The sequence below is a fragment of the Acidimicrobiales bacterium genome, from assembly GCA_035533595.1.
Taxonomy (GTDB): domain Bacteria; phylum Actinomycetota; class Acidimicrobiia; order Acidimicrobiales; family Bog-793; genus DATLTN01.
Window position 1 is genome coordinate 1 of sequence record DATLTN010000073.1, and the last position, 20831, is coordinate 20831.

24 protein-coding genes are annotated in these 20831 nt (G+C 73.0%); 8 read left to right on the forward strand and 16 right to left on the reverse strand.

The annotated features are described in order from the left end of the window. Window positions 1-540 (reverse strand): amidohydrolase family protein (locus VNF07_13575; GenBank protein HVB07267.1); only part of this gene is annotated, 540 nt, incomplete at its 3' end. A 229-nt stretch (window positions 541-769) separates the two neighbouring features. Between VNF07_13575 and VNF07_13580 the strand changes: the two genes are divergently transcribed. Next, complete coding sequence (locus VNF07_13580) at window positions 770-1690, forward strand: ABC transporter substrate-binding protein (GenBank protein HVB07268.1); 921 nt, start codon at window positions 770-772, stop codon at window positions 1688-1690. 85 nt (window positions 1691-1775) lie between these two features. Here the strand turns inward: VNF07_13580 and VNF07_13585 are convergent, their stop codons facing one another. Continuing rightward, window positions 1776-2885: an ABC transporter ATP-binding protein gene (locus tag VNF07_13585; GenBank protein HVB07269.1), complete on the reverse strand. Its 1110-nt coding sequence runs from the start codon at window positions 2883-2885 to the stop codon at window positions 1776-1778. A 349-nt stretch (window positions 2886-3234) separates the two neighbouring features. Between VNF07_13585 and VNF07_13590 the strand changes: the two genes are divergently transcribed. The 3 genes from VNF07_13590 to VNF07_13600 are packed head-to-tail and all read left to right on the forward strand — an operon-like array spanning window position 3235 to window position 5270. Further along, on the forward strand, window positions 3235-3879 hold the full coding sequence (locus VNF07_13590; GenBank protein ID HVB07270.1) for an ABC transporter permease: 645 nt from the start codon (window positions 3235-3237) through the stop codon (window positions 3877-3879). Beyond that, a complete protein-coding gene (locus VNF07_13595; GenBank protein HVB07271.1) occupies window positions 3879-4619 on the forward strand; it encodes an ABC transporter permease in 741 nt (246 codons plus the stop codon). The genes VNF07_13590 and VNF07_13595 overlap by 1 nt, the downstream gene beginning before the upstream one ends. Before the next feature lie 36 nt (window positions 4620-4655). Beyond that, window positions 4656-5270, forward strand: a complete 615-nt coding sequence (locus VNF07_13600) for a nuclear transport factor 2 family protein (GenBank protein ID HVB07272.1) — start codon at window positions 4656-4658, stop codon at window positions 5268-5270. 324 nt (window positions 5271-5594) lie between these two features. Here VNF07_13600 and VNF07_13605 read toward each other — a convergent pair whose 3' ends face one another. The 4 genes from VNF07_13605 to VNF07_13620 form a co-directional block, all read right to left on the reverse strand. Continuing rightward, a complete protein-coding gene (locus tag VNF07_13605; GenBank protein ID HVB07273.1) occupies window positions 5595-5726 on the reverse strand; it encodes a hypothetical protein in 132 nt (43 codons plus the stop codon). A gap of 2 nt (window positions 5727-5728) precedes the next feature. Next, on the reverse strand, window positions 5729-5875 hold the full coding sequence (locus VNF07_13610) for a hypothetical protein (GenBank protein HVB07274.1): 147 nt from the start codon (window positions 5873-5875) through the stop codon (window positions 5729-5731). Between the two features lie 79 nt (window positions 5876-5954). Next, a complete protein-coding gene (locus VNF07_13615) occupies window positions 5955-6722 on the reverse strand; it encodes a dihydrodipicolinate synthase family protein (GenBank protein HVB07275.1) in 768 nt (255 codons plus the stop codon). A 30-nt stretch (window positions 6723-6752) separates the two neighbouring features. After that, window positions 6753-7781: a PHP domain-containing protein gene (locus tag VNF07_13620; GenBank protein ID HVB07276.1), complete on the reverse strand. Its 1029-nt coding sequence runs from the start codon at window positions 7779-7781 to the stop codon at window positions 6753-6755. A gap of 82 nt (window positions 7782-7863) precedes the next feature. On the opposite strand from VNF07_13620, the gene ligD reads away from it, so the two are divergent. Then, window positions 7864-8913: a non-homologous end-joining DNA ligase gene (gene ligD, locus VNF07_13625; GenBank protein HVB07277.1), complete on the forward strand. Its 1050-nt coding sequence runs from the start codon at window positions 7864-7866 to the stop codon at window positions 8911-8913. A gap of 47 nt (window positions 8914-8960) precedes the next feature. Further along, window positions 8961-9905, forward strand: coding sequence for a fumarylacetoacetate hydrolase family protein (locus VNF07_13630; protein HVB07278.1), 945 nt, complete (start codon window positions 8961-8963; stop codon window positions 9903-9905). On the opposite strand, the gene VNF07_13635 is transcribed toward VNF07_13630, so the two are convergent. The 3 genes from VNF07_13635 to VNF07_13645 are packed head-to-tail and all read right to left on the reverse strand — an operon-like array spanning window position 9902 to window position 11681. Further along, the gene (locus VNF07_13635) at window positions 9902-10312 is read right to left on the reverse strand and encodes a VOC family protein (GenBank protein ID HVB07279.1); all 411 of its coding nucleotides are present in this window, start codon (window positions 10310-10312) and stop codon (window positions 9902-9904) included. The genes VNF07_13630 and VNF07_13635 overlap by 4 nt on opposite strands. Continuing rightward, entirely contained in the window at window positions 10309-10674 is a 366-nt protein-coding gene (locus VNF07_13640; GenBank protein HVB07280.1) for a hypothetical protein, read from the reverse strand. The genes VNF07_13635 and VNF07_13640 overlap by 4 nt, the downstream gene beginning before the upstream one ends. Further along, complete coding sequence (locus tag VNF07_13645) at window positions 10671-11681, reverse strand: amidohydrolase family protein (protein HVB07281.1); 1011 nt, start codon at window positions 11679-11681, stop codon at window positions 10671-10673. The genes VNF07_13640 and VNF07_13645 overlap by 4 nt, the downstream gene beginning before the upstream one ends. A gap of 296 nt (window positions 11682-11977) precedes the next feature. Between VNF07_13645 and VNF07_13650 the strand changes: the two genes are divergently transcribed. Beyond that, window positions 11978-12481 carry a Rid family hydrolase gene (locus VNF07_13650; protein ID HVB07282.1) on the forward strand — a complete coding sequence of 168 codons (504 nt, stop codon included), beginning with the start codon at window positions 11978-11980 and terminating at the stop codon, window positions 12479-12481. A gap of 404 nt (window positions 12482-12885) precedes the next feature. On the opposite strand, the gene VNF07_13655 is transcribed toward VNF07_13650, so the two are convergent. From VNF07_13655 to VNF07_13680, 6 genes are all read right to left on the reverse strand, one after another. Beyond that, complete coding sequence (locus VNF07_13655; GenBank protein ID HVB07283.1) at window positions 12886-14001, reverse strand: DUF4349 domain-containing protein; 1116 nt, start codon at window positions 13999-14001, stop codon at window positions 12886-12888. After that, on the reverse strand, window positions 14001-14564 hold the full coding sequence (locus VNF07_13660; GenBank protein HVB07284.1) for a sigma-70 family RNA polymerase sigma factor: 564 nt from the start codon (window positions 14562-14564) through the stop codon (window positions 14001-14003). Before VNF07_13660 ends, VNF07_13655 begins: the two co-directional genes overlap by 1 nt. A 72-nt stretch (window positions 14565-14636) precedes the next feature. Beyond that, on the reverse strand, window positions 14637-15233 hold the full coding sequence (locus VNF07_13665) for a hypothetical protein (protein ID HVB07285.1): 597 nt from the start codon (window positions 15231-15233) through the stop codon (window positions 14637-14639). Between the two features lie 170 nt (window positions 15234-15403). Then, on the reverse strand, window positions 15404-16444 hold the full coding sequence (locus tag VNF07_13670; protein ID HVB07286.1) for an acetamidase/formamidase family protein: 1041 nt from the start codon (window positions 16442-16444) through the stop codon (window positions 15404-15406). A 111-nt stretch (window positions 16445-16555) separates the two neighbouring features. Continuing rightward, window positions 16556-18130, reverse strand: coding sequence for a hypothetical protein (locus VNF07_13675; protein HVB07287.1), 1575 nt, complete (start codon window positions 18128-18130; stop codon window positions 16556-16558). Then, entirely contained in the window at window positions 18127-19539 is a 1413-nt protein-coding gene (locus tag VNF07_13680) for an Ig domain-containing protein (GenBank protein HVB07288.1), read from the reverse strand. Before VNF07_13680 ends, VNF07_13675 begins: the two co-directional genes overlap by 4 nt. A 139-nt stretch (window positions 19540-19678) precedes the next feature. On the opposite strand from VNF07_13680, the gene VNF07_13685 reads away from it, so the two are divergent. Beyond that, complete coding sequence (locus VNF07_13685; GenBank protein ID HVB07289.1) at window positions 19679-20515, forward strand: NAD-dependent protein deacetylase; 837 nt, start codon at window positions 19679-19681, stop codon at window positions 20513-20515. 4 nt (window positions 20516-20519) lie between these two features. Here VNF07_13685 and VNF07_13690 read toward each other — a convergent pair whose 3' ends face one another. Next, window positions 20520-20720 carry a hypothetical protein gene (locus tag VNF07_13690; GenBank protein ID HVB07290.1) on the reverse strand — a complete coding sequence of 67 codons (201 nt, stop codon included), beginning with the start codon at window positions 20718-20720 and terminating at the stop codon, window positions 20520-20522. Between the last annotated feature and the right edge of the window lie 111 nt (window positions 20721-20831).

The following is a 20831-nucleotide window of genomic DNA, read 5'->3' on the forward strand; positions in this document are numbered from 1 at the left end:
CACGATGATCGGCAGGTTGAGCTCGCTGCAGCGCTCGTAGAGCGGGTACCAGTACGGCTCGTTGACGCCCGGGGTGGTGCGCAGGCCCTTCGGGTCCGGCGAGAGGTAGGCGGCGACGAAGTTGTACTCGTTCACGCAGCGCTCGAGCTCGGGCAGCACGTGGCTGATGTCCGGGGCGTCGGAGTTCTGGGGCAGCGCCACCGCGCCGAGGAAGCGGTCGGGGTGGAAGGCCACCTGCTGGTGGATGGTGTCGTTCACGTAGCGGCACCACGCCGGGATGAGGTGCGGGGCCATCCAGCCGAGCTGCATGTAGGGGCGGGGTCCGAGGATCTGCACGTCGATGTCCCGGTCGTCCATGTAGGAGAGGTGGGCGGCGACCGCCGCGCGGTACTCCTCCTCGGTCGAGGGGTCACGCCCCCCCTGGGAGAGCGGGCTCTTCATCACCGTGTTGGACGCCATCAGGCTGGCGGCGAAGCTCCGCGACGACCCGGGGACCGAGACGTGGCTGTGGACGTCGAATACCTTCGCGCCGTTGTACATGGTGCTCCTCTCCTGTGCACCGCGCGCCCTTGCGTCGGCCAACGGGCACCTTCACACGGATTCCCTGCTCGGTCAATCGTCGGCCGTCCCGGGCAGGAGTTACTTCGTGGAAGTAACGTTTGTTCGGGCCACGAAGGTCCGCGCTGTCACCGCGAGAGGCCCCGAGAGGCAGCTCTACTCGCCGGAGGGGCTCGTTCGCTGACGGTTGCCGAGACAAGGAGACACCTAGATGAGAACCCCGCGCACTGCGCTCGCCTCAATCGCCGCGCTCTGCCTGATCGGCACCACCGCCGCCACGGCGTCGGCGTCCGCCAAGGCGCACACCGCCAAGGCGAGGCTCGGCACCGTCGTCGTCGGTGACGAGGGCTTCACCGAGTCAGCGATCCTGCAGAACATCTACGGGGACCTGCTCGGCAAGCTCGGGTACACCGTGAAGTACCAGACGACGACCTCCCGCCAGCAGGCGATCCCGGCCCTCGAGAAGGGCACGATCAACGTCGAGCCCGACTACGCGGGCTCGCTGCTCCTCTACCTGAACGCCAACCAGACCAAGGCGGCCGGCCAGCTGACCTCCGCGATCGCGGCGGACAACGCGGCGCTGAAGGCGAAGAAGGCGGTCGTGCTGCCGGGGACGGCGGGCCTCGACCAGAACGTCTTCGTCGTCACCAAGGCGACCTCGTCCAGGTACGGCCTGAAGACGCTGTCGCAGCTGAAGAGCCACGCCAAGTCCTGGACCTTCGGCGCGCCGGCCGAGTGCACGCAGAACTACTTCTGCGCCCCCGGCCTGAAGGCCGTCTACGGGATCAAGTTCAAGACCGTGAAGAACTACGACGAGTCGGGGCCGCTCACGGTGGCGGCGCTGAAGAGCGGCGCGGCCGAGGTCGTCGAGCTCTTCTCGACCGACCCGATCATCAACCAGGACGGCTTCGTCTCCCTGAAGGACGACAAGAACCTCGAGCCCGCTGACCACCTCGTGGCCGTCGTCGGTTCGAAGTTCAACACCTCCGCGGTCGACCGGGCCCTCGAGTCGGTGAACGCGCGCCTCACAACGAACGAGCTCGTCACCCTCGACGGTCAGGCCTCCTCGGCGAGCAAGCCCTCCGCGGCGACGATCGCGAAGAACTTCCTCACCGCGGCGAAGATGCTGTAGCTCGCAGTGCCTGCAGGCGACCCCGGCCGTCGGTGCGAAGCCGTCCGCCGGGGTCGCCTCGCGTCCGGGGCCAGGCCGACAGGGGTCAGTCGCTCGGCGGCGGGCTCCCGGCGCTCCGGCGCATCGCGCCATGCAGCCCCTCGAGGCTGAGCAGGCCGACGTAGCGGTCGCCGTCGGTCACGGGGAGGTAGCCCTCGTCGCGCTCGAGCATCGCCGCGAGCGCCCGCTTCAGCGAGCTGCCGAGCGGCAGCGCGGCGGAGAAGGGATGAACGAGCGCCCCCGCCGCGCCGATCTCGTCGAGCTCGACGACCCCCACCGCCTCGCCGGCGGGGTTCTCGACGACGACGCGGGGCGAGCCGGCCTGGGAGCCGATCGCCACGAGGGCCTCGTCGGGGGTCAAGGAGGGGGCGGTCGGCGGCCGCTCGAGGTCCTCGAGCGAGAGCGCCGTCACCGAGAGGCGCTGCAGGTCCCGGTCGGCGCCGACGAACTCGGCGACGAAGGGGGAGGCGGGCTTCGCGAGGATCGCCTGCGGCGTGTCGTACTGCTCGAGGACGCCACCCCGGTGCATGATCGCGATCCGGTCGCCGAGGAAGAGCGCCTCCTCGATGTCGTGGGTGACGAAGACGACGGTCTTGCCGAGGCGCCCCTGGAGCTCCTTGAACTCCTCCTGCAGACGCTTGCGGGCGATCGGGTCGACGGCGCCGAAGGGCTCGTCCATGAGCAGCATGATCGGGTCGGCGGCGAGGGCGCGCGCCACGCCGATCCGTTGGCGCTCGCCCCCGGAGAGCTCGTGGGGGAAGCGGCGCAGGTAGCGGTCGGGCTCGAGGCCGACGAGCTCGAGGAGCTCCTCGACGCGCGCCGCGATCCTCGCCTTGTCCCAGCCGAGGAGGCGGGGGACCGCGGCGACGTTGTCGGCGACGCGCAGGTGCGGGAAGAGGCCCCCCTGCTGCATCACGTAGCCAATGCCGCGCCGCAGCTCCACGGGGTCGACGGACATCACGTCGACCCCGTCGATGAGGATCTCGCCGGAGGTCGGCTCGACGAGGCGGTTGATCATCTTCAGCGTCGTCGTCTTGCCGCAGCCAGAGGGGCCGACGAGCACGCAGAACTCGTGGGAGGCGATCTCCATCGAGAGATCGTCGACCGCGGGCTGGCCGTCGGAATAGGACTTGGTGACCGACCGGAGCTCGATCATCGGGCAAGGCTATCAATGATGTTCGAACGTCCCGCGGTCCATCCACCAGCCCGCGGTATGGCCGAAATAGCCTTTGGCCTGCACCGATAGGGCCGGGCACGCCCCGCGCGGAGGGTGGGGTCGCCTGTTAGCGCAGGCGACCCTCACCGGTTCTCCGTCGCGGGACGGCCGGCCACCCCTTGCCAATTTGAGAAGAGAAGGGATGACCAATGACCATCGTAGAGACACGTCCTCGCGTCGGCGTGCCCCGCCGGAGGGCGGCTTCGGGCGGCGCAGCCGCGGGGCGGGCCAAAGCGGGCCGCGGAGGTAGGGTCGCCCCGGTGGCCGACAACCCCGAAGTGAGGGCGCGGTGAGCTGGGCCGGCACGTGGGTCGCGGCAAACCAGTCCTTGATCCTCGACGCGCTCGGCCAGCACGTCGAGCTCGTCGCCATCGCGGTGGCCGCCGGGCTCGCCGTCTCGCTCCCGCTCGGCCTCCTCGCCTGGCGCTTCCACCGTGTGCGCGGCCTCATCCTCGGCTTCACGGGGCTGCTCTACACGATCCCCTCGATCGCGCTCTTCGTCCTCATCCAGCCCGTCACCGGCTACTTCTCGCTCACGACGGCCGAGGTGGCGCTGTCGGGGTACACGCTGCTGATCCTCGTGCGCAACCTCCTCACCGGCCTCGACGGGGTGGGCGACGAGGTCCACGAGGCGGCCGTGGCGATGGGCTACTCGCCCTTCCAGCAGCTGGTGCGGATCTACCTGCCGCTCGCCCTCCCAGCCCTCTACGCCGGGCTGCGGGTGGCGACGGTGACGGTCGTCGGCCTCGTCACGATCACCGCCTTCATCGGCCTCGGCGGCCTCGGGAAGGTGATCCTGCTCGGCTTCGCGGACTACTTCTACACACCGGTCGTCGTCGGCCTCGTGCTCTCGATCCTGCTCGCCGCGCTCGGTGACGCCCTCTTCGCAGCGCTCGCGCGCGTCACGGTGCGGTGGCGGATGGTGCGCGGCTGATGCACTTCCTCGACGGCTGCTTCCACTACCTCACCTCGATGGCGAACTGGACCGGGAGCGACGGGATCGCGGCGCGCGCCGTCGCGCAGGTCGAGCTCTCCGCCCTCGTCGTCCTCGCCGCGGCGCTCATCGGCATCGGCATCGGCTTCTACCTCGGCCACGTCGGCCACGGCGGCTTCGTCGCGGTGAACGCCGCCAACGCGGCGCGCGCCATCCCCTCGCTGGCGCTGCTCATCCTGCTCGTCATCTGGCCCGTCGTCTCGCTGAAGGGTGGCGGCTTCGACGCCGCCTTCCTCACCCTGGTCGCGCTCGCGATCCCGCCGGTGCTCACCAACGCCTACGTCGCGATGCGCGAGGTCGACCCGGTCGTGATCGAGGCCGCGAAGTCGGTCGGGATGTCGTCGGCGCGCCGCTTCTTCACGATCGAGATCCCCCTCGCCGCGCCCCTCACCGTCGCCGGGCTGCGCACCGCGGCGGTGGAGGTGGTCGCCACCTCGACCCTCGCCGCCTACGTCTCCTACAACGACCTCGGGAACTTCATCTTCGCCGGGCTGAACACCAACAACAACGTCGAGTCCTTCTGCGGGGCGTTCCTCGTCGCGGTGCTGTCGGGGATCGCCGACCTCTGCCTACTCGGCCTCTACCGCCTCGTCACCCCGAAACCGCTGCGGCGGGCGACGGCGGCGCGCTCGCGGGGCACCTTCGGCGTGCACGGCCGGCTGTCGAGGGTTGCCGCGTAGCGGCGCCCCTACACTCCGCGGACAGAAGAGAAAGGGGTGGCCGTGGCCGCGAACGACGAGATGACCGACCGCCTGCTGATCCGCGAGGCCGTGGAGAACTGGGTGCTGTGGCGCGACGCCGGCGACTGGGAGCGCTTCCGGGGGGTCTGGCACCCCGAGGGCAGGATGATGGCGACGTGGTTCCAGGGGACCTACGAGGAGTTCATCGCCGTCTCGGTGGCGGGCTTCGAGAAGGGCGTGCGGATCCTGCACTTCCTCGGGGGCGTCTCGGTCGACCTCGCCGGTGACCGGGCGATCGCGCAGACGAAGATGACCATCAGCCAGCGCGCGCTCGTCGAGGGCGTGCGCTGCGACGTCGTCTGCACGGGGCGCTTCTATGACTTCTTCGAGCGCCGCGCGGACAAGTGGGGGCTCGTCCTCCGCCAGCCGATCTACGAGAAGGACCGCCTCGACCCGATCGACCCCACCGAGGCGCCCGTGCTCGACAAGGCGGTGCTCGAGGGCTTCCCCGAGGGCTACCGCCACCTCGCCTACCTGCAGCACGGCATCGGCTACGACGTGAAGCGGGACATGCCCGGCCTCACGGGGCCCGAGGTCGAGGCCCTCTACCGCCGCGGCGCGAGCTGGCTCGCGGGCGGCGCGCCCGACTGAGGCCGCGCCGCCCGCGCTGTTGACGCCGGCGAGGCGGGCGGCCCGGCGGGGCCGCCCGTCCGCGGCGCTTCCCGTAGCCAAGGCGCCGGTAGCCGGTGCGCGCGAGGGGGTCGCCGCGGACGCGCGAGGGGAGCTGCGGCCCCCCGCCCGCCGCCCCGAGGAGCAGGCGCAGCACGCCGGAAAGGGCGAGCGCGACCGTCCCGAGCACGAGGACGGCCCCCGCCACCGCGCCGAGTAGCAGCTTCGCGAGGAGGGGGCGCCCCGGCCCGCCGCGCACGAAGGCGCCCGCCCAGCCGACGAGGCGCCGGTAGCGGGAGCGCACCGTCAGTCCTGCGGCATCGGCTCGCCGCGGCCGACGCCCATGCGGACCTCGCGGGAGGCGACCGCGACGTTCTCGGCGTAGCGCGCCCGGCGGTCCTCGGTCTCACCGGTGCGGTCGAGGGCCTTGCCGATCATCTTCAGCGCGGCCCACGGGGCGAGCGCGACGGCACCGAGGGGAGCAGCAGCGCGGCCGGCGGCGCGAGCAGCCCCTTTACGACGAGCGGCCGCCCCGGCGGGCCGGTGACGAGGGCGCGGGCCCAGCGCAGGAGTCGTGGGTGGTACACGGCGTCACCTCCCCGCGCCCGCTCGGGCGAGGCAGCGCCATTGTCGCACCCGCCGAGCAGCTACCGGCGGAGGCCGCGCTCAGCCGATGCGCGAGACCTGCGAGGTCTGGAAGCGCCTCGCCGTGAGCTCCTTGATGGCGCGCGGGAAGCTCGCCCGCGAGGCCTTGTGCGCCTCGGCGATCGCCCGCTGCGCGGCGGGGTCGCCGGCGAAGGCGGCGACGCACCCCTCAGGCTCGGCGTTGGCGAGGGCGAGGATCGCGCCGCGGCAGCCGAGCGGCCCGGCGTAGGAGAGCAGCGCCGAGGAGCCGGTGTAGACGTGCTGGTCCCAGGTGGTGACGGTCTCGAGGAGGCGCTCGGCGTCGCCGCTCGAGTCCTTCACGCCGGCGACCGGCAGCTCGCGCAGCGTCGCGAGGGGGATCCCCGGCAGCGACGCGCCGGGGAAGTGATAGGCGAGGAGGGGGACCGGGCCGCAGCGCTCGGCGAGCGAGGCGTAGTAGCGCTCGAGGCCGACGCTGCCGGCGGGCGAGAGGGCGAGGACCGCCTCTGCGCCGGCGCCGAGCGCGGCGTCGGTGAAGGCGAGCGCCTGGCGGAGCGAGGCGGCGCCCGTCCCGCACAGCACCGGGGCCGCGCCGGCGAGCGCCTCGCGGGTGACCGAGACGAGCTCGGCCCGCTCGGCGGCATCGAGGGAGGCGGCCTCCCCGGTCGTGCCGGCGACGATCACGCCGCGCACCCCCGCCTCGACGAGGCGGCAGGCGAGGTCGGCGGTGGCCTTGGCGTCGAGCGAGCCGTCGTCGTTGAACAGCGTGACGAGGGCGACGCCGACCCCTTCGAAGAGCGGTTCGGTCATGCTTAAGGCTATCGCCGCCCCGTCGGCTGCTCAGCTGGCGCGGTGGCTCGCCGTCCAGGCGAGGATCTCGTCGAGGGCGTGGGTGTTCACGATCTGGTCGGGGCGGACGCCCGCCGCGGCCGCCTGGATGCAGCCGAGGGGCTGCCACTCGAGCTGGCCGGGGGCGTGCGCGTCGGTGTCGATCGTCACCAGGCAGCCGAGCCCGAGCGCGCGCTCGAGGAGGGCCGGCGGGGGGTCGCGCCGCTCGGGGCGACTGTTGATCTCGACCGCTTTGCCGTGCTCGGCGCAGCAGGAGAAGACCTCCTCGGCGTCGAACTCGGACTGCGGGCGGCCCTTGCCGCTCAGCAGGCGGCCGGTGCAGTGGCCGAGGATGTCGGTGTAGGGGCTCTCCATCGCGGCGACCATGCGGCGGGTCATCTGCTTCGCGTCCATGCGCAGCTTGGAGTGCACGCTCGCGACGACGACGTCGAGCGTGGCGAGCAGCTCCGGCTCCTGGTCGAGGCCGCCGTCCTCCAGGATGTCGACCTCGATGCCGGTGAGGATGCGGAAGGGCGCGAGCTCCTCGTTCAGCTCCGCGACGAGTGCCAGCTGCTCGGCGAGGCGCTCGCGGTTGAGGCCGTGCGCGACGGTGAGGCGCGGGCTGTGGTCGGTGAGCGCGACGTAGTCGTGGCCGAGGGCCGCCGCGGCGTGCGCCATCACCGTGACCGGCGAGGAGCCGTCGGACCACTCCGAGTGGGTGTGGCAGTCGCCGCGCAGCGCCCGGTGGAGGGCCTCGGCCTCGGGCGAGAGCGCCTCATCCGAGGGCATCGCCGAGCCGCCGAGGTCCGTCAGGTACTGCGGCGTGCCGCCGGCGAGCGCCTCGCGGATGACCGTCGCCGTCGTCTCGCCGACGCCCGGCAGGCGCCCGAGGCCACGCCCCTCGGCGAGGCGCGCGAGCTCGTCGCGGCCAAGGGGGCGGATCGTCTCCGCGGCGGAGCGGAAGGCCTTGATCTTGAAGCCGGGCGCGCCCTTGGTCTCGAGGGTGTAAGCGATCGCCTCGAGCGCTTCGACGGGCTCCATGTGGTGCCTCCTTCGGGTCGCGCACGAGGCTAACGAGGCCGCTCGCGGCTCGATTGCGTGGCGGCCGTGGCAGCATCTCGCGATGCCCTCCGCCTCGCCGAAGGTCGACCTCGAGGTCGCCGGGCACACCGTCTCGCTCTCCAACCCCGACAAGGTCTTCTTCGCGGCGCGCGGCGAGACCAAGCTCGACCTCGCGCAGTACTACCTCGCGGTCGGCGAGGGGGCGATGCGCGGCGTGCGCGAGCGGCCGACGGTGCTGAAGCGCTTCCCGAACGGCGCGGCGGGGGAGTTCTTCTTCCAAAAGCGCGTCCCGCCGGGCCGCCCCGACTGGCTGCAGACGGTGACGGTCGACTTCCCCTCCGGCCGCAGCGCCGAGGAGCTCTGCCCGGTCGACGTCGCGCACATCCTCTGGGCGGTGAACCTCGGCTGCCTGGAGCTCAACCCCTGGCCGGTGCGGCGCGCCGACGTCGACCACCCCGACGAGCTGCGCGTCGACCTCGACCCGCAGCCGGGGGTTACCTTCGAGGACGTCCGGCGCGTCGCCCTCGAGGTGCGGGTGCTGCTCTCAGAGCACGGCCTCGTCGGCTTCCCGAAGACCTCCGGCTCGCGGGGCATCCACATCAACGTGCCGATCGAGGCGCGCTACGGCTTCAAGGAGGTGCGCCGCGCCGCCCTCGCGCTGGCGCGGGAGCTCGAGCGGCGGATGCCCGGCACGGCGACCTCGAAGTGGTGGAAGGAGGAGCGCGGCGAGGCGGTCTTCGTCGACTACAACCAGAACGCCCGCGACCGTACCGTCGCCTCGGCGTACTCGGTGCGCCCGAACCCCGAGGGGCGCGTCTCCTGCCCGCTCACCTGGGAGGAGGTCGCCGACGTTGACCCCGGCGACCTCACGATCGCCACCGTCCCCGAGCGCTTCCGCACCGTCGGCGACCCCGGTGCGGGCCTCGAGGCCACCTCCTACGACCTCACCCCGCTCCTCGAGCAGGCGGCGCGCGACGAGGCCGCCGGCCTCGGCGACGCCCCCTGGCCGCCGCACTTCCAGAAGGAGGCCGACGAGCCGCCGCGCGTCGCCCCGAGCCGACGCCGCAAGGCCCCGCGCGGGGAGGCGGCAGCCGAGGAGCGAGCCGATTAGGGTCCGCCGCGGCGCGACGGCGCGCCCGCGGGGGTGAGGAGGGGATCGTGAAGCTCGTGCTCTTCGAGCGGGGTTCGGGACCGGAGCCGGGCTTGCTGGAGGGTGAGCGGGTCGTCCCCGTCGGCGACCTCGTCACCGCCGGCCACGACGCGCAGGCGACGATGGCGGGGATCATCGACGACTTCGAGACGCTGCGACCGCGCCTCGAGGAGGCGCGCGCGACGACCGGCCTCCCCCTCGCTGAGGTGCGCCTCCGTCCGCCGCTGCCGCGCCCCGGCAAGGTGCTCTGCTGCATCGGCAACTACTGGGAGCACGCCCAGCGCGAGCCGCGTCAGCTGAACATGTTCATGAAGAACCCCGACGCCGTCGTCGGCCCCGGCGACACCATCGAGCTGCCCCGCTTCGCCGAGCCGTGGATGTTCATGCACGAGGCGGAGCTCGCGATCGTGCTGCGCGGCCCCTCCAAGCTCGTCGACCAGGAGCACTGGCGCGACGCGGTCTTCGGCTACACCTGCCTGATCGACGTCTCGGCGCGCGGCGAGGGCCGCTCGACGTGGAAGGCGGGGAGCTGGCTCGGGAAGTCCTTCGACACCTTCTGCCCGATCGGCCCCTGCATCGCCACTGCGGACGAGATCCCCGACCCGAACGACCTGCACGTGCAGTTCTGGGACAACGGCCAGCTGCGCCACAACTACCACACCGACGACATGGAGCACCGGGTCCCCGAGCTCATCGAGTTCGCCTCGACGATCATGACCCTCAACTCCGGCGACCTCATCTCCTGCGGCACCAACCACGAGGGCCTCGGCCCTCTGCAGGACGGCGAGCACGTCGAGATCGAGGTGCACGGGATCGGCCGCATGGCGCTCGACGTCCGCGACCCGCTCGCGCGCAGCTGGGAGGTCGGGATCTACATGGGCGCCGACTCGACCAACCACGAGGCGGTCCGCCGTCACCGCCCCGACGACGCCGCGCTGCTGAAGGAGCCCTAACCCGCGCCCTCGCCGCGCGGCCCGCGCTGCCAGAGGCCGACGAGGTTGCCCGCCGGGTCGAGGAGGGTCGCGACCCACAGGTCGCCCTCTGCGTAGGGGGCGGTGAACAGGATGCCGCCCTCGGCCGCGGCCGTCGCGAGGGTGGCGTCGAGGTCGGCGACGAAGACGTAGGGGGTGAAGCCCACCGTCCCAGCGACCGCGAGGTCGGCGCGGAAGTGGCCGATGACGTGGCCGCTCCCGTCCTCGAAGGCGGGTGCGTCGCCGTCGGTGCGCACCCGCCAGCCGAAGACGGTGACGTAGAAGCCGGCGAGGGCGAGCGGGTCGGGCGCGGGGATCCGCAGGTAGGAGAGGCCGCCGTTGCGAAAGACGGGGTGCGGGGCCTCGGGGCTGCCGGGGCCGGCGCTCACGCCCCCCGTCCGTCGTCGGTGGCGCCCTCGCCGTGCTCGTGCTCGTGCGCGGGGGGCTCGGGGAGGTCGCCGTAGGGCGCGCCGCACGGGGAGGCCGCGCCCTCGGGCCCCCAGCGACGGCAGCGCTCGTCGTCGCAGTAGCCGACGGGGAGACGCTCGGAGAGGACCTCCACCCAGTGCTCCATGCACACCGAGATCGGGGGCACGGGGTCGTTCACCTCGACCACGGTGCCGTCGGCCTCGACGCGCCGGCGGGCGATGAAGGGCTGGTTGGCGAAGAAGCTGCGCCGCCCGGGCGCGCCGCAGACCGCGCAGGGGCCGTGCGAGGCGACCTCGGGGGCGGGGGCGACGAGGTCGCTCACCGCGCCGCGCCGCCGACGCCGAGGATCCGCTCGGCGTTGTCCTGGAAGAGCGCCCCAGCGACATCGGGGCGCTCCTCGACGGCGAGGATCGTCTCGCGCACGAAGAGCTCGCCGCCCTCGGCGCCGTAGGGCATGTCCGTCGCGAAGAGCAGGTGGTCGCTGCCGAAGAACTCGAGGGCGCAATCGAGGGGGTGGTGCGCCCCGGAGAAGACGGTGTCGCCGTAGAAGTGGCGGTAGCTGTCGAGGGTCTCCTCGGCGCTGAAGTCCTCGGGGATGCCGACGCTGCGGCGCATCTCCTCGTCCTCGTGGTGCAGCACCAGCCGCCCGGCGAGGTGGGGGACGACCCCGCCGGCGTGGTGGGTGAGGAGCACGAGGTCGGGGTGGCGGCGGATGAGGCCCGAGTAGATGAGGCGGGCCATGCAGACCGTCGTGTCGTAGGGCCAGCCGAACTTCTGCCAGAGCGAGAACTTGGAGGTGCTCTCGCTCGCGTAGTCGGCGAAGGCCGCCGTGCGCGCCGGGTGGATCCACACGGGCACTCCGAGGGCGGCGACCGCGTCGAAGAAGGGGAGGAACTCCTCCTCGTCGAGGGGCCGCCCCTTCGCGTTGGTGTAGATCTGCACGCCGAGCGCCCCGAGGTCGCGCACGGCGCGCTCCGCCTCGGCGACGGCGAAGTCGACGTCGGGGAGCGAGACGTCGGCGGCGAAGCCGCAGAAGTGCTCCGGGCGCGCCGCGACGAGCTCGGCGAGCGCCTCGTTGCTGCGGCGCGCCATCTCGGCCGCGCCTGGCTCGTCCAGCCAGTCGACGAGCGGTGGGCCGGTGAGGGTGAGGATCTGCTGGTAGCCGGGGTAGCGGTCCATCATCGTGAGGCGCACGTCGACGTCGGAGATGGCGGGGCGGTGGGTGATGTTCGGCGTCGTGAGGAAGGCCGGAATCACCTCGGCGAGCTTGTCGACGACGGGCGCGGTGAGGATGTGCGCGAAGGCGTCGATCTTCCTCTGGTCGGTCACGGGCCCCTCCTCTGTCCGCGGGAGACCACACCCTAATTACCGCCGGGCGGCGCGCCCGTCGCTCCCGCGCGACGGAGGCGCCGATGGAGCTGCGAGCCCTGACCGAGATCTTCCCGGAGGGCGCGACCGCCCCTTCGGGATCCGCGTCGACGACTTCGTCCTGCCGACCGCCTCGACGCGAGCGACCCGCGCACCGGGGAGGTCGAGGGGGGTCTCGAGGCCCAGGTGGCGCGCGTCTACGAGAAGATGGCTGCCCTCATCGAGGGGGCGGGCGGCGAGCTCGGCAACGTCGGCAAGTGCACGGTGAGTACTGGGAGCGGGTCTTCCCCGACAAGGCCAACCGCCCGGCCTACAAGGTGATCCTCGCCGACCTGCCCCCCGGCCAGCTCGTGCAGCTCGACGTCTTCGGCATCCTCGGCGCGACCCGCACCCGCTTCGACCTGCCGGGCGTCCCGGCGCGCGACCCCACGATCCGCATCGGCCCGATGATCTTCAGCTCGCGCTGCCACGGAATCGACGGCGCCACGGGGGAGCTCGTCACGGGCGGCCTCGAGGCCGAGGCCAGCCAGACCTTCTCCAACCTGCGCGCGCTCGTCGTCGCCGCGGGTGGCTCGGTGGGCGACATCGTCGAGCTCAACTCCTACGGGAAGAGCCCCGCCTACGCGGCGCCCGCGCACGCCGTCTTTGAGGAGCTGTTCGCCGACCTCGAACCGCGGCCGGTGCACAACGCCTTCGTCAACCACATCACCGCCCGCTTCGAGATCTCGACCGAGATGGTCGCCGTGGTCGGTGCCCGGTGAGCGCCCCCTGGATCCAGCAGCTCTACCTCGACCCGCTCCGCGAGTCCCGTCGCGTCGGCGTCCGCTACGGCGGTTTCGTCGTCGTCCCCTGACTCCTCCCCGCCCCCTCGGGAACCGCCGCCGAGCAGCTCACCGAGCTCTGCTGCACGCTCGAGGAGACGCTCGCCGTCTCCGGCCTCGCGGCGGGCGACCTCGTGCGCCTCACCTGCTACCTGCGCGACCCCGCGGACCGGCGCCCGGCGGCGCCCTCGCCGCCCGCTACCCCGAGGTCGCGCTCGGGGCCATCGAGGCGCCGCTCCCCGCCGGGGTGGAGGTCGCCCTCGCCGCCCTCGCGCTGCGCGGCGCTCCCGCTCGCGTCGTGTTCTACCTCCTCGGCGGCGCTTCCGGCTGAGGGTGCCCGGCGCTCAGAGGAAGTGGCGGCGCAGGCGCGGCCCGTAGCGGCGCCAGCCGAAGCGGCCGAGCAGGCCGAGTGCGGTCGCCAGCAGCAGCGAGAAGAGCAGCGCCCCCGAGATCGAGAGCAGCCACTTGAGGCCGCCGGTGAAGCCGGAGATGGCGTCGGACCACGCCCGTGAAAGGGCGCTCGGCTTCGCGTGGTGCGGCGGGGTGCGCAGCTGCAGGTCGACGGTGAGGGTCGCGTAGGTGACCTCCTGGTCGAGGCTCCGCTGCTCGCCCTGCAGCTCGTCGATCTGGGTCTGCACCTGTTCGATCTGGGCCTCGACGTCGAGCAGGTCGCTCACCTTGGCGGCATGGCTGAGCAGGCGCTCGAGCTGGCTGCGCACCGCTTCGAGCGCCTGCAGGCGGGCGGCGGTGCCGCTGTACTGACCGGTGACGTCCTCGGCCCTGGTGACGAGGGTGCGGACGGTCCCGAGGTGCTCGGCGCCCGAGATCGTGGAGGAGAAGGCGGTCGCCGGCACCGAGAGGGTGAGCGAGGCCCTGCCGGTGCTCGCGGCCTCGCTCACGTCGGTCGAGGAGATGTAGCCCCCGGCGCCCATCGCGAGGCTGCGCAGCGCGGCCACGTCGCGGTTGAGCGCCGAGCGCCCGATGGCGAGGGTGAGGCTGCCGGTCGAGGCGATCTTCGCGGGCACCCCCGAGGCCTTGCTGGCGGGGGTGGGGGCGCCGAGGTTCGGCCCGCCGGGGTTGATCCCCGCCGCTGGCACCTTCGCGACCGGCGCGGAGCCCACCGCGGCACCCCCGGCGGAGAGACCGTTCGAGGCCACGCCGCTCGAGGCCACGCCGCTCGCGGGGTGCAAGGCCGTCGGGCCACCGACCGCGCTCGGTGGGGGTGTGGAGCGGGTGCCGAGGACGATCCCGGTCACCGCGCCGACGACGAGGAGGGCGACCGCCGCGACGCTGAGGCCGGTGAGGTGCCGGCGATGCGCAGCGCGGGCGTCGTAGCGGGCGGGCGCCGCCCGCTCGCCGCCGCTGGCCGCGGCGAGGGCCGCGGCGCGGCCCTCGACCGGCAGCGCGAGCTCGTCGCCTGCGGCCTGGAAGGCCTCGCGGAGCTGGTCGTCGGTGAGCATCACGCCTCCTCGGCGCCGAGCAGGCGGCTGATGGTGGGGTCCGCGCCGAGCCGGCGGCGCGCCTCGTGCAGGCGCGACTTCACCGTCCCGGCACGTCGGTGGATGGCGAGCGCGATCTCGCGTTCGGAGAGGTCGGCGTAGTAACGCAGGACGACCGGGACACGCAGCGCCTCGGGGAGGGCGGCGATCGCGGCGCGCACCGCCGTGCCGGAGAGCGCGCCGGCCACTTTCTCGTCGGGGCCGGCGCCCTGCTCGGCGAGGCCGTCGAGGAGGGACTCGTCGCCCGAGCTCATCTCGTGGCGGCGCTCGCTGCGGGCGCGCGAGTAGCAGGCGTTCACCACCACCCGGTAGAGCCAGGCGCGCGCCGCCTCCCCCTCGGGGATCGCGTCGCGGAAGCGCCAGAGGCGGAGGAAGGCGTCCTGCACCGCGTCCTCCGCCTCGGCTCCGTCGCCGAGGATCAGCCGGGCGGTGCGGTAGGCGGGGGCGTACCACTCGGCGAGCCAACCCTCGAGGAGCGCCGTCGGCGCCTCGCCGCGGGCCCCGGCCCCATCGGCTCCCCGCACGCGTCTCACAACAGAAAGACGCTTCCCGTCCGCGAACGGTTCGAAACCATCGCTGAGCTGGTCAGCAGCGGGTCAGTCGGCGTCGGACCGGAAGCTCGCGAGCGCACTTGTCGCCCAGATGCCGGTGTAGCTCGCCTTGCCCTCGCCGGCGGCGGAGAACCAGCCCCCACGCCCTTGCTGCTCCTCCCAGTCGCTGCGCGCCCGCGCAACCTCGTAGTTGAACTCGGCCGCGAAGAGGGTCGCCTCCAACTGGTCCTGCAGGGAGTTCTGCCCGCTCGCGCCGACGATCGTGCCGTTCACCTCGGCGGAGAAGCCGTTGCGGAAGTCGCCGTCGGAGAGGCGGTGCTTCTGGGTGAGGGCGAGCGCGCCGCACTCGAGGCCGTGATCGCGGTGCTCCGCGGCCTTGGCCATCGCGTTCGGGGCGAAGCGGGTGCCCTCCTCGCCGATGCTGATCACCGCCAGCACCGCGTCACCGGTGGGGCGCGAGAGGGGGGCCGTCGGGTCGAGGAGGACGAGGGCCAACGACTCGCGGCGGTAGTTCCCCTCCGCGGCCTGCTCGGCGATGTGCTCGGCCCGCCTTCTCGTCGCGGTGGCGAGGAGGTCGAGCAGCGAGGGGACGGTGTCCGGCCACGGGTTGGTCACGAGCCGGATCTCAAAGGCGAGCGTCACTGGCGGTCCTTTCCACCGCTGCGACGTTACGCCGACACCCCGCTGCCGGCCGCGAGGGCCGCTCGTCGCCCCGAAGCCTCGCGTCGCCGGACCGTGAAGATGACCGAGAAGCTGCGCTGACCTCCCGACGGGCGAGGCTGCGAGCACTCGGCGGCCCGCCGCAGATCGCCTTACCGACGACGGGCGAGGTAGTCGTCACCGAGCGCCCGCAGCCTCCGGTGCGCCCCGCGCATCGCCGTCGTCCCGGGCAGGTAGGCCTTGGCCAACTTGGCGACGACGGTGTAGTTGGTGTCGACGACGTTCGCGACCGGCGTCCGCACCGTCTGGGTCACGAGCTGGTAGGCGTCCATCAGCGAGAGACCGGTGAGCTCGACGACCCAGTGCACCATCTGCGCATGGGCGATGCGGAAGGCGTCCTCGAGCGGTCGCGCCGAGCCGGCGGTCATCAGCTCGTCGTCGCTCTCGAGGCGTGGCCACGGCGTCGGCGACCCCTTCACGAGGTCGACGACGACCACCGAGTCCATGGCCGCCTCGACCGCGACGCCGCAGGTCTCCCCTTCGCCCTGGCGTGCGTGGCCGTCCCCGAAGCTGAACAGTGCCCCCGGCACGTTCACGCCGAGGTAGCAGGTGACCCCGGCGCGCATCTCGGGAGTGTCCATGTTCCCTCCCCAGTCGCCCGGGGCGAGCGAGGAGCGCACCTCGCCGAGGGCGGGGGCGACGCCGACCGTGCCGTGCATCGGGTCGAGGGGAAGCTCCACGCGGTAGTCCGAGTCGCGCGCCTCGTAGCGGACGAGGCGCTGCTCGCGATCGATCCCGTAGAACCAGGTCATCTCCGGGAGCGGGCCGTGCAGCATCGCCGTGAAGCCGGTCGCGGTGAGCGCTCCGAAGAAGGGCACCGTCGTCGAGATGCCGAAGGCGCGGCGGGGCTCGATGCGCGCGAAGTGCACCGCGAGCGTGTCACCGGGCTCCGCCCCCTCGATGTAGAAGGGGCCCGTCTGGGGGTTGAGGAAGCGGGGGTCGCAGACCTCGGTGACCTTGTCCTCGGGAGAGCGGACGCGGCCGGCGAAGCAGTCGAGGGTGCTCGTGTCGAGGATCGACCCGGCGACGAGGGTGGCGATCGCCTCCGCGCCACCGAAGGTGTAGGTCAGCTTCGCCGGATCGACCTCGTGATCGACCTCGTGGCGAAGGACGGGCGGCTCGGGGTTCGCCATGTCGGGCCTCCGATCGCCGCCGCGGGGGCGGCGGTGGCGCAAACGGTAGTGGCGGGCCAGGCCGAATCGAGGCCGCAGCGGCGCGCCGGACCCGGCACCGGGGCGGGACGCTCAGGTGCCGAGCGCCACCCCGTCGCTGGCAGGGCCCCGCCACATCGGCCACGGTGGCGGCGCGAGCGGCGCCGCGGGCAGCGGGTAGTCGATGAGCCGCCCGGTGGCGATGATCTCGAGCGGTCCACCGCAGCTCTCGAAGAGGTGCCAGCCGGCGCCGGGGCCGCTCCCGCCCACGTCGGCCACCGCGGGCGCGCCCTGCATCGAGCAGGTGTTGAGCGCCAGCGCCGTCGAGGTGCCGTAGAGGAAGGCGCCGCTCGTGCCGTCGAGGGGGAAGAGCCCGGTCGGCGAGCCGACGAGGACGTCGGTGTCCCCCGAGCCCGCGAGATCGGCGAGGACCGGCGAGGAAAAGTCCTGCGCGCCGCGCAGCGTCTGGGACCAGAGCTGGCTCCCCGAGCCGCTCCAGGCGGTGACCGTCGAGCTGCCGGGCGAGGCCGCGCAGCTCATGCACCACGAGGTGTCGACGACGGCGGTCGCACCGCTCGTCCCCAGCGGGCCGATCGCGGGGGAGCCGAAGGTCGGGCCCATCGTCGCCACCGGCCAGCCGGCGACGGTCGTTCCGGTGGCGGCGTAGAAGGCAAAGAGCTTGTAGGAGTCGGACTTGTAAGGGGGAGGCTCGCCGAAGCCGGTGCCGACGACCACCGCGAGGCGTCCAGAGGAGTTGAGCACCCCGAGGGCCGGGCTCGACCAGATCGTCTGGTTCTCGCAGTGCTGCCAGCGGATCCGCGGCTTGTTGCGCGCGTAGCTCACGTCGTAGACGAACCCGCCATAGCAGCCCTTGCGCCCGGTGGCGTCGCCGCCGATGAAGATGTCCTCCTTGGAGCCCCTGCCGCGCACATGCGCGAGCGCCGGCGAGGACCAGATGGTGTCCTCGGTGTCGAGCGGGTAGCCGGGGACGAGCCTGCCCTTCGGGGTGAGGGCGTAGAGGTTGTGGTCGTAGGAGCCGAAGACGATGTCCTGCTGCCCGTTGCCGGTGATGTCGCCGACTGCGGGCGTCGAGAAGACCCCCTCGTCAAAGCCGTCGGGGCTCGGCGGGCCGCTGCCCGCGTTCCACTCGTTGAAGACGTCGCGGGTGTGGAAGGTGAAGCGCACCGTGCCATTGACGCGGAAGGCGACGAGGCCGCCCTGCTGGTTCTTCGCGTAGGTCGAGCCGGCGCCGATGAGGATCGTCGGAGGCTTGCCCGGGCCGTCGAGGTAGGCGACGGTCGGGCTCGACTCGATCGCGGTCGGCGCGCCGCCCGAGAGGGTCACCGGCTGCGGCCAGCCGGGGAGGTTCGCGCCACTGTTGGCGTCGACGACGTAGACCTCGCCGTCCTCGGAGGCGAAGACGACCGCCTGCGTGCCGTCGATCGTCGCGACCGTCGGCGAGGAGAGGGCGATCGGCCCCACCATGTCGGTCCAGGTGGGGCTCGGGAAGACGGCGGTCGCGTCGACGTGGCCGGGGAGGGGCGCGGCCTGTGGCACACCGGAGGCGCCGGCCGGCGGCGTGGCGGCGGTGGCGGCGAGGAGGAGCGCGGCCAGCCGGACGGCGCTCGTGAGCAGGCGCGCCCGGCGCGGGCCGCGGGTCACGGTCATGAGGTCCTCACGATCGCCACCGCCCGGCTCCTCGGCCCGATCTCGACCCCGTTGAGCGGCGTCGCGGTGCCGAACGGCGCGACGACGCCGTTGCGCAGGAGCAGCCAGTAGCCGCCGCCGACCGGTGACGCGGTGATGCCGATCACCGAGCGCAGGTGGCGCCCGCCCGGGATCGAGCCGGCCACCGCCGCCTGGCCGTTGGCGAAGACGCGGCCGGCGTCGTTCACCAGCCAATAGCCGCTCGAGCTCGGGTCGTCGGCGATCGCCACGACCTTCGGGTCGTGCGGGACGCGCGTCGCCGGCCGCAGGACGTGCGCCGCGCCGAAGGCGTAGACCCTGCCCGTCGAGCTCGCCAGCCAGTAGCCGGTGCCGTTGGCGTTCGCCGCGATCCCGACGATCTGGCCCTTCAGGCGGCGCGCCGCCACCGAGCCGTGGGGTGCCGCGCCGCCGAAGGCGTAGACCCTGCCCGTCGAGCTCGCCAGCCAGTAGCCCGTGCCGGGGGGGTTGACGGCGATCCCGACGATGCGGCCGGAGAGGCGTTTTGCCGGCACCGAGCCGTAGGCGCGCGCCCCGGCGGAGGCGACGACCTCGCCCGAGGAGGTCGCCAACCAGTAGTGGTCGCCGGCCGCGTCCGAGCTGATGGCGACGGCGGTCCCGGGGTCGCCGCTCACGGTCTGGGGGACGGCGACACCGGCGCTCGCGTAGGCGCTCACCGAGCCGGCGCGGTCGGTGACGAGGTAGGCCTCGGGGATGCCGGGAGACGGGTCGACCTTCACCGTGATCACGATCGTCGGCTTCGCACCCTGCGAGTCGGCGACGGCGAAGGTCGTCGAGGTCGAGCCCGCCGCCGCCGGCAGCCCCGAGAGCACGCCGGCGGAGTTGAGGACGAGGCCGAGCGGCAGCGGCCCGGCGTTGATCGACCAGACGTAGGGGGCGCTTCCCCCCGAGACGCCGAGCTGCGCACTGTAGGGGGCGCCGACGACGGGGTCGGGGAGGGTGGGCGTCGTGATCGCCGGCCCGGTGGTGACGACGAGCTCGAAGGTGTTGGTGACCGTCGCCGACGCCGCGTCGGTGAGCGTGAGGGTCACGAAGACGTCGGCGGTGGCGGTCGGCGTGCCGGTGATGAAGCCGTTCGCGGCCAGGCTGAGGCCGGGAGGGAGCGTGCTCGCCGTCGTCCACTGGTACGGGGCGGTCCCGCCGAGGCCGAGCAGGTGGTCCGAGTAGGGGGCACCGGTCTCGGTGGGGCTGAGCGAGGTCGTCGCCATCGAGAGCGCCGGCGCGGCGCCCGCCACACCCACGCCGAACAGCCCCGTCGCGAGGAGGGCGACGAGGAGCGCCGCCGCGACGCGGGGCGCGAGGGGCGGCCGGCGGCGACCGTCTGCGGCGGGTTGGAACGGGGGCGCGACCAATCTTCCTCCGAATGCGCTCGGCCGTGGGACCGCGCGGGTCTACAACCAAAAGATCAAGAAACGATGAGAGAGCCGAGAACACACTGTTGTGCCTCGCCTGTGCCGGGCGTCAGGGCCGACCGTCGGGCACGATGGCGCGATGAGCCTCCGTCTCGAGGGGATCGCCGAGGTCGCCGAGCTGCTCGCCGGCGGTGAGGTGATGCTCCTCTCCGGTGCCGGCCTCTCGACCGAGTCGGGGATCCCCGACTACCGCGGCCCCACGGGAGCGACGCGGCGCGCCTCGCCGATGACCTACGCGGAGTTCACCGCGTCCGCGGCGGCGCGCCGCCGCTACTGGGCGCGCAGCCACGTCGGCTGGGGCACGGTCGCCGCCGCGCGCCCCAACGCCGGCCACCGCGCGGTGGCCGAGCTGCAGGCCGTCGGCCTCCTCTCCGGGGTCGTGACCCAGAACGTCGACGGGCTGCACCAGGCGGCGGGGGCGGAAGCGGTGATCGAGCTGCACGGCAGCCTCGCGGCGGTGATCTGCCTCGGCTGCGGCGCCCGCAGCGAGCGGCGACAGCTCGACGAACGCCTCCGCCTACTCAACGCGCACTGGGCCGCCGACCTCACCGAGTCTCGTCCCGACGGCGACGCCGCGATCCCGGAGGGGGCGATCGACGCCTTCGAGGTGGCCGACTGCGAGGGCTGCGGCGGGGTGCTGAAGCCCGACGTCGTCTTCTTCGGCGAGTCGGTGCCGAAGGAGCGGGTGCAGCGCTGCTTCGCGCTCCTCGAGTCCTCGGCCGTGCTGCTCGTCGCCGGCTCCTCGCTCACGGTGATGTCCGGCTACCGCTTCGTCCTCGCCGCCTGTCGGCTCGAGGTCCCCGTGGTGATCGTCAACCAGGGTCCGACGCGCGGCGACGAGCAGGCCGCGCTGCGGCTCGACGCGCCGCTCGGAGCGGCGCTGCCCGAGCTCGCCGAGCGGCTGCGCGCCGGGTAGGCGCTCAGGCCGAGTGTCGTCGGCCGAGGAGCTCGCCCTCGTGCTCCTCCCGCCACGACCTGCCGCCCGTCCGCTGGGCCTCCCCGCCGGCGGCCATCGACCGCACGCCGCCCCGCTGCCAGTCCAGGCCGTCGCGGCTGTCGGCGCCGAAGCGCCCGGCGGCGACGAGGAACAGCACCACCGCGCCACTCAGGATCCAGGCCATCGTCGGTCCTCCCTCTCTCGGTGTCTCACGTTCGAGGGTGAGGGAGGCGAGTGCCGGGCACAAGCGCCGGTTCCTTACTGGGGATGAAGCGCGGCTTCATCCTGGCGAGCG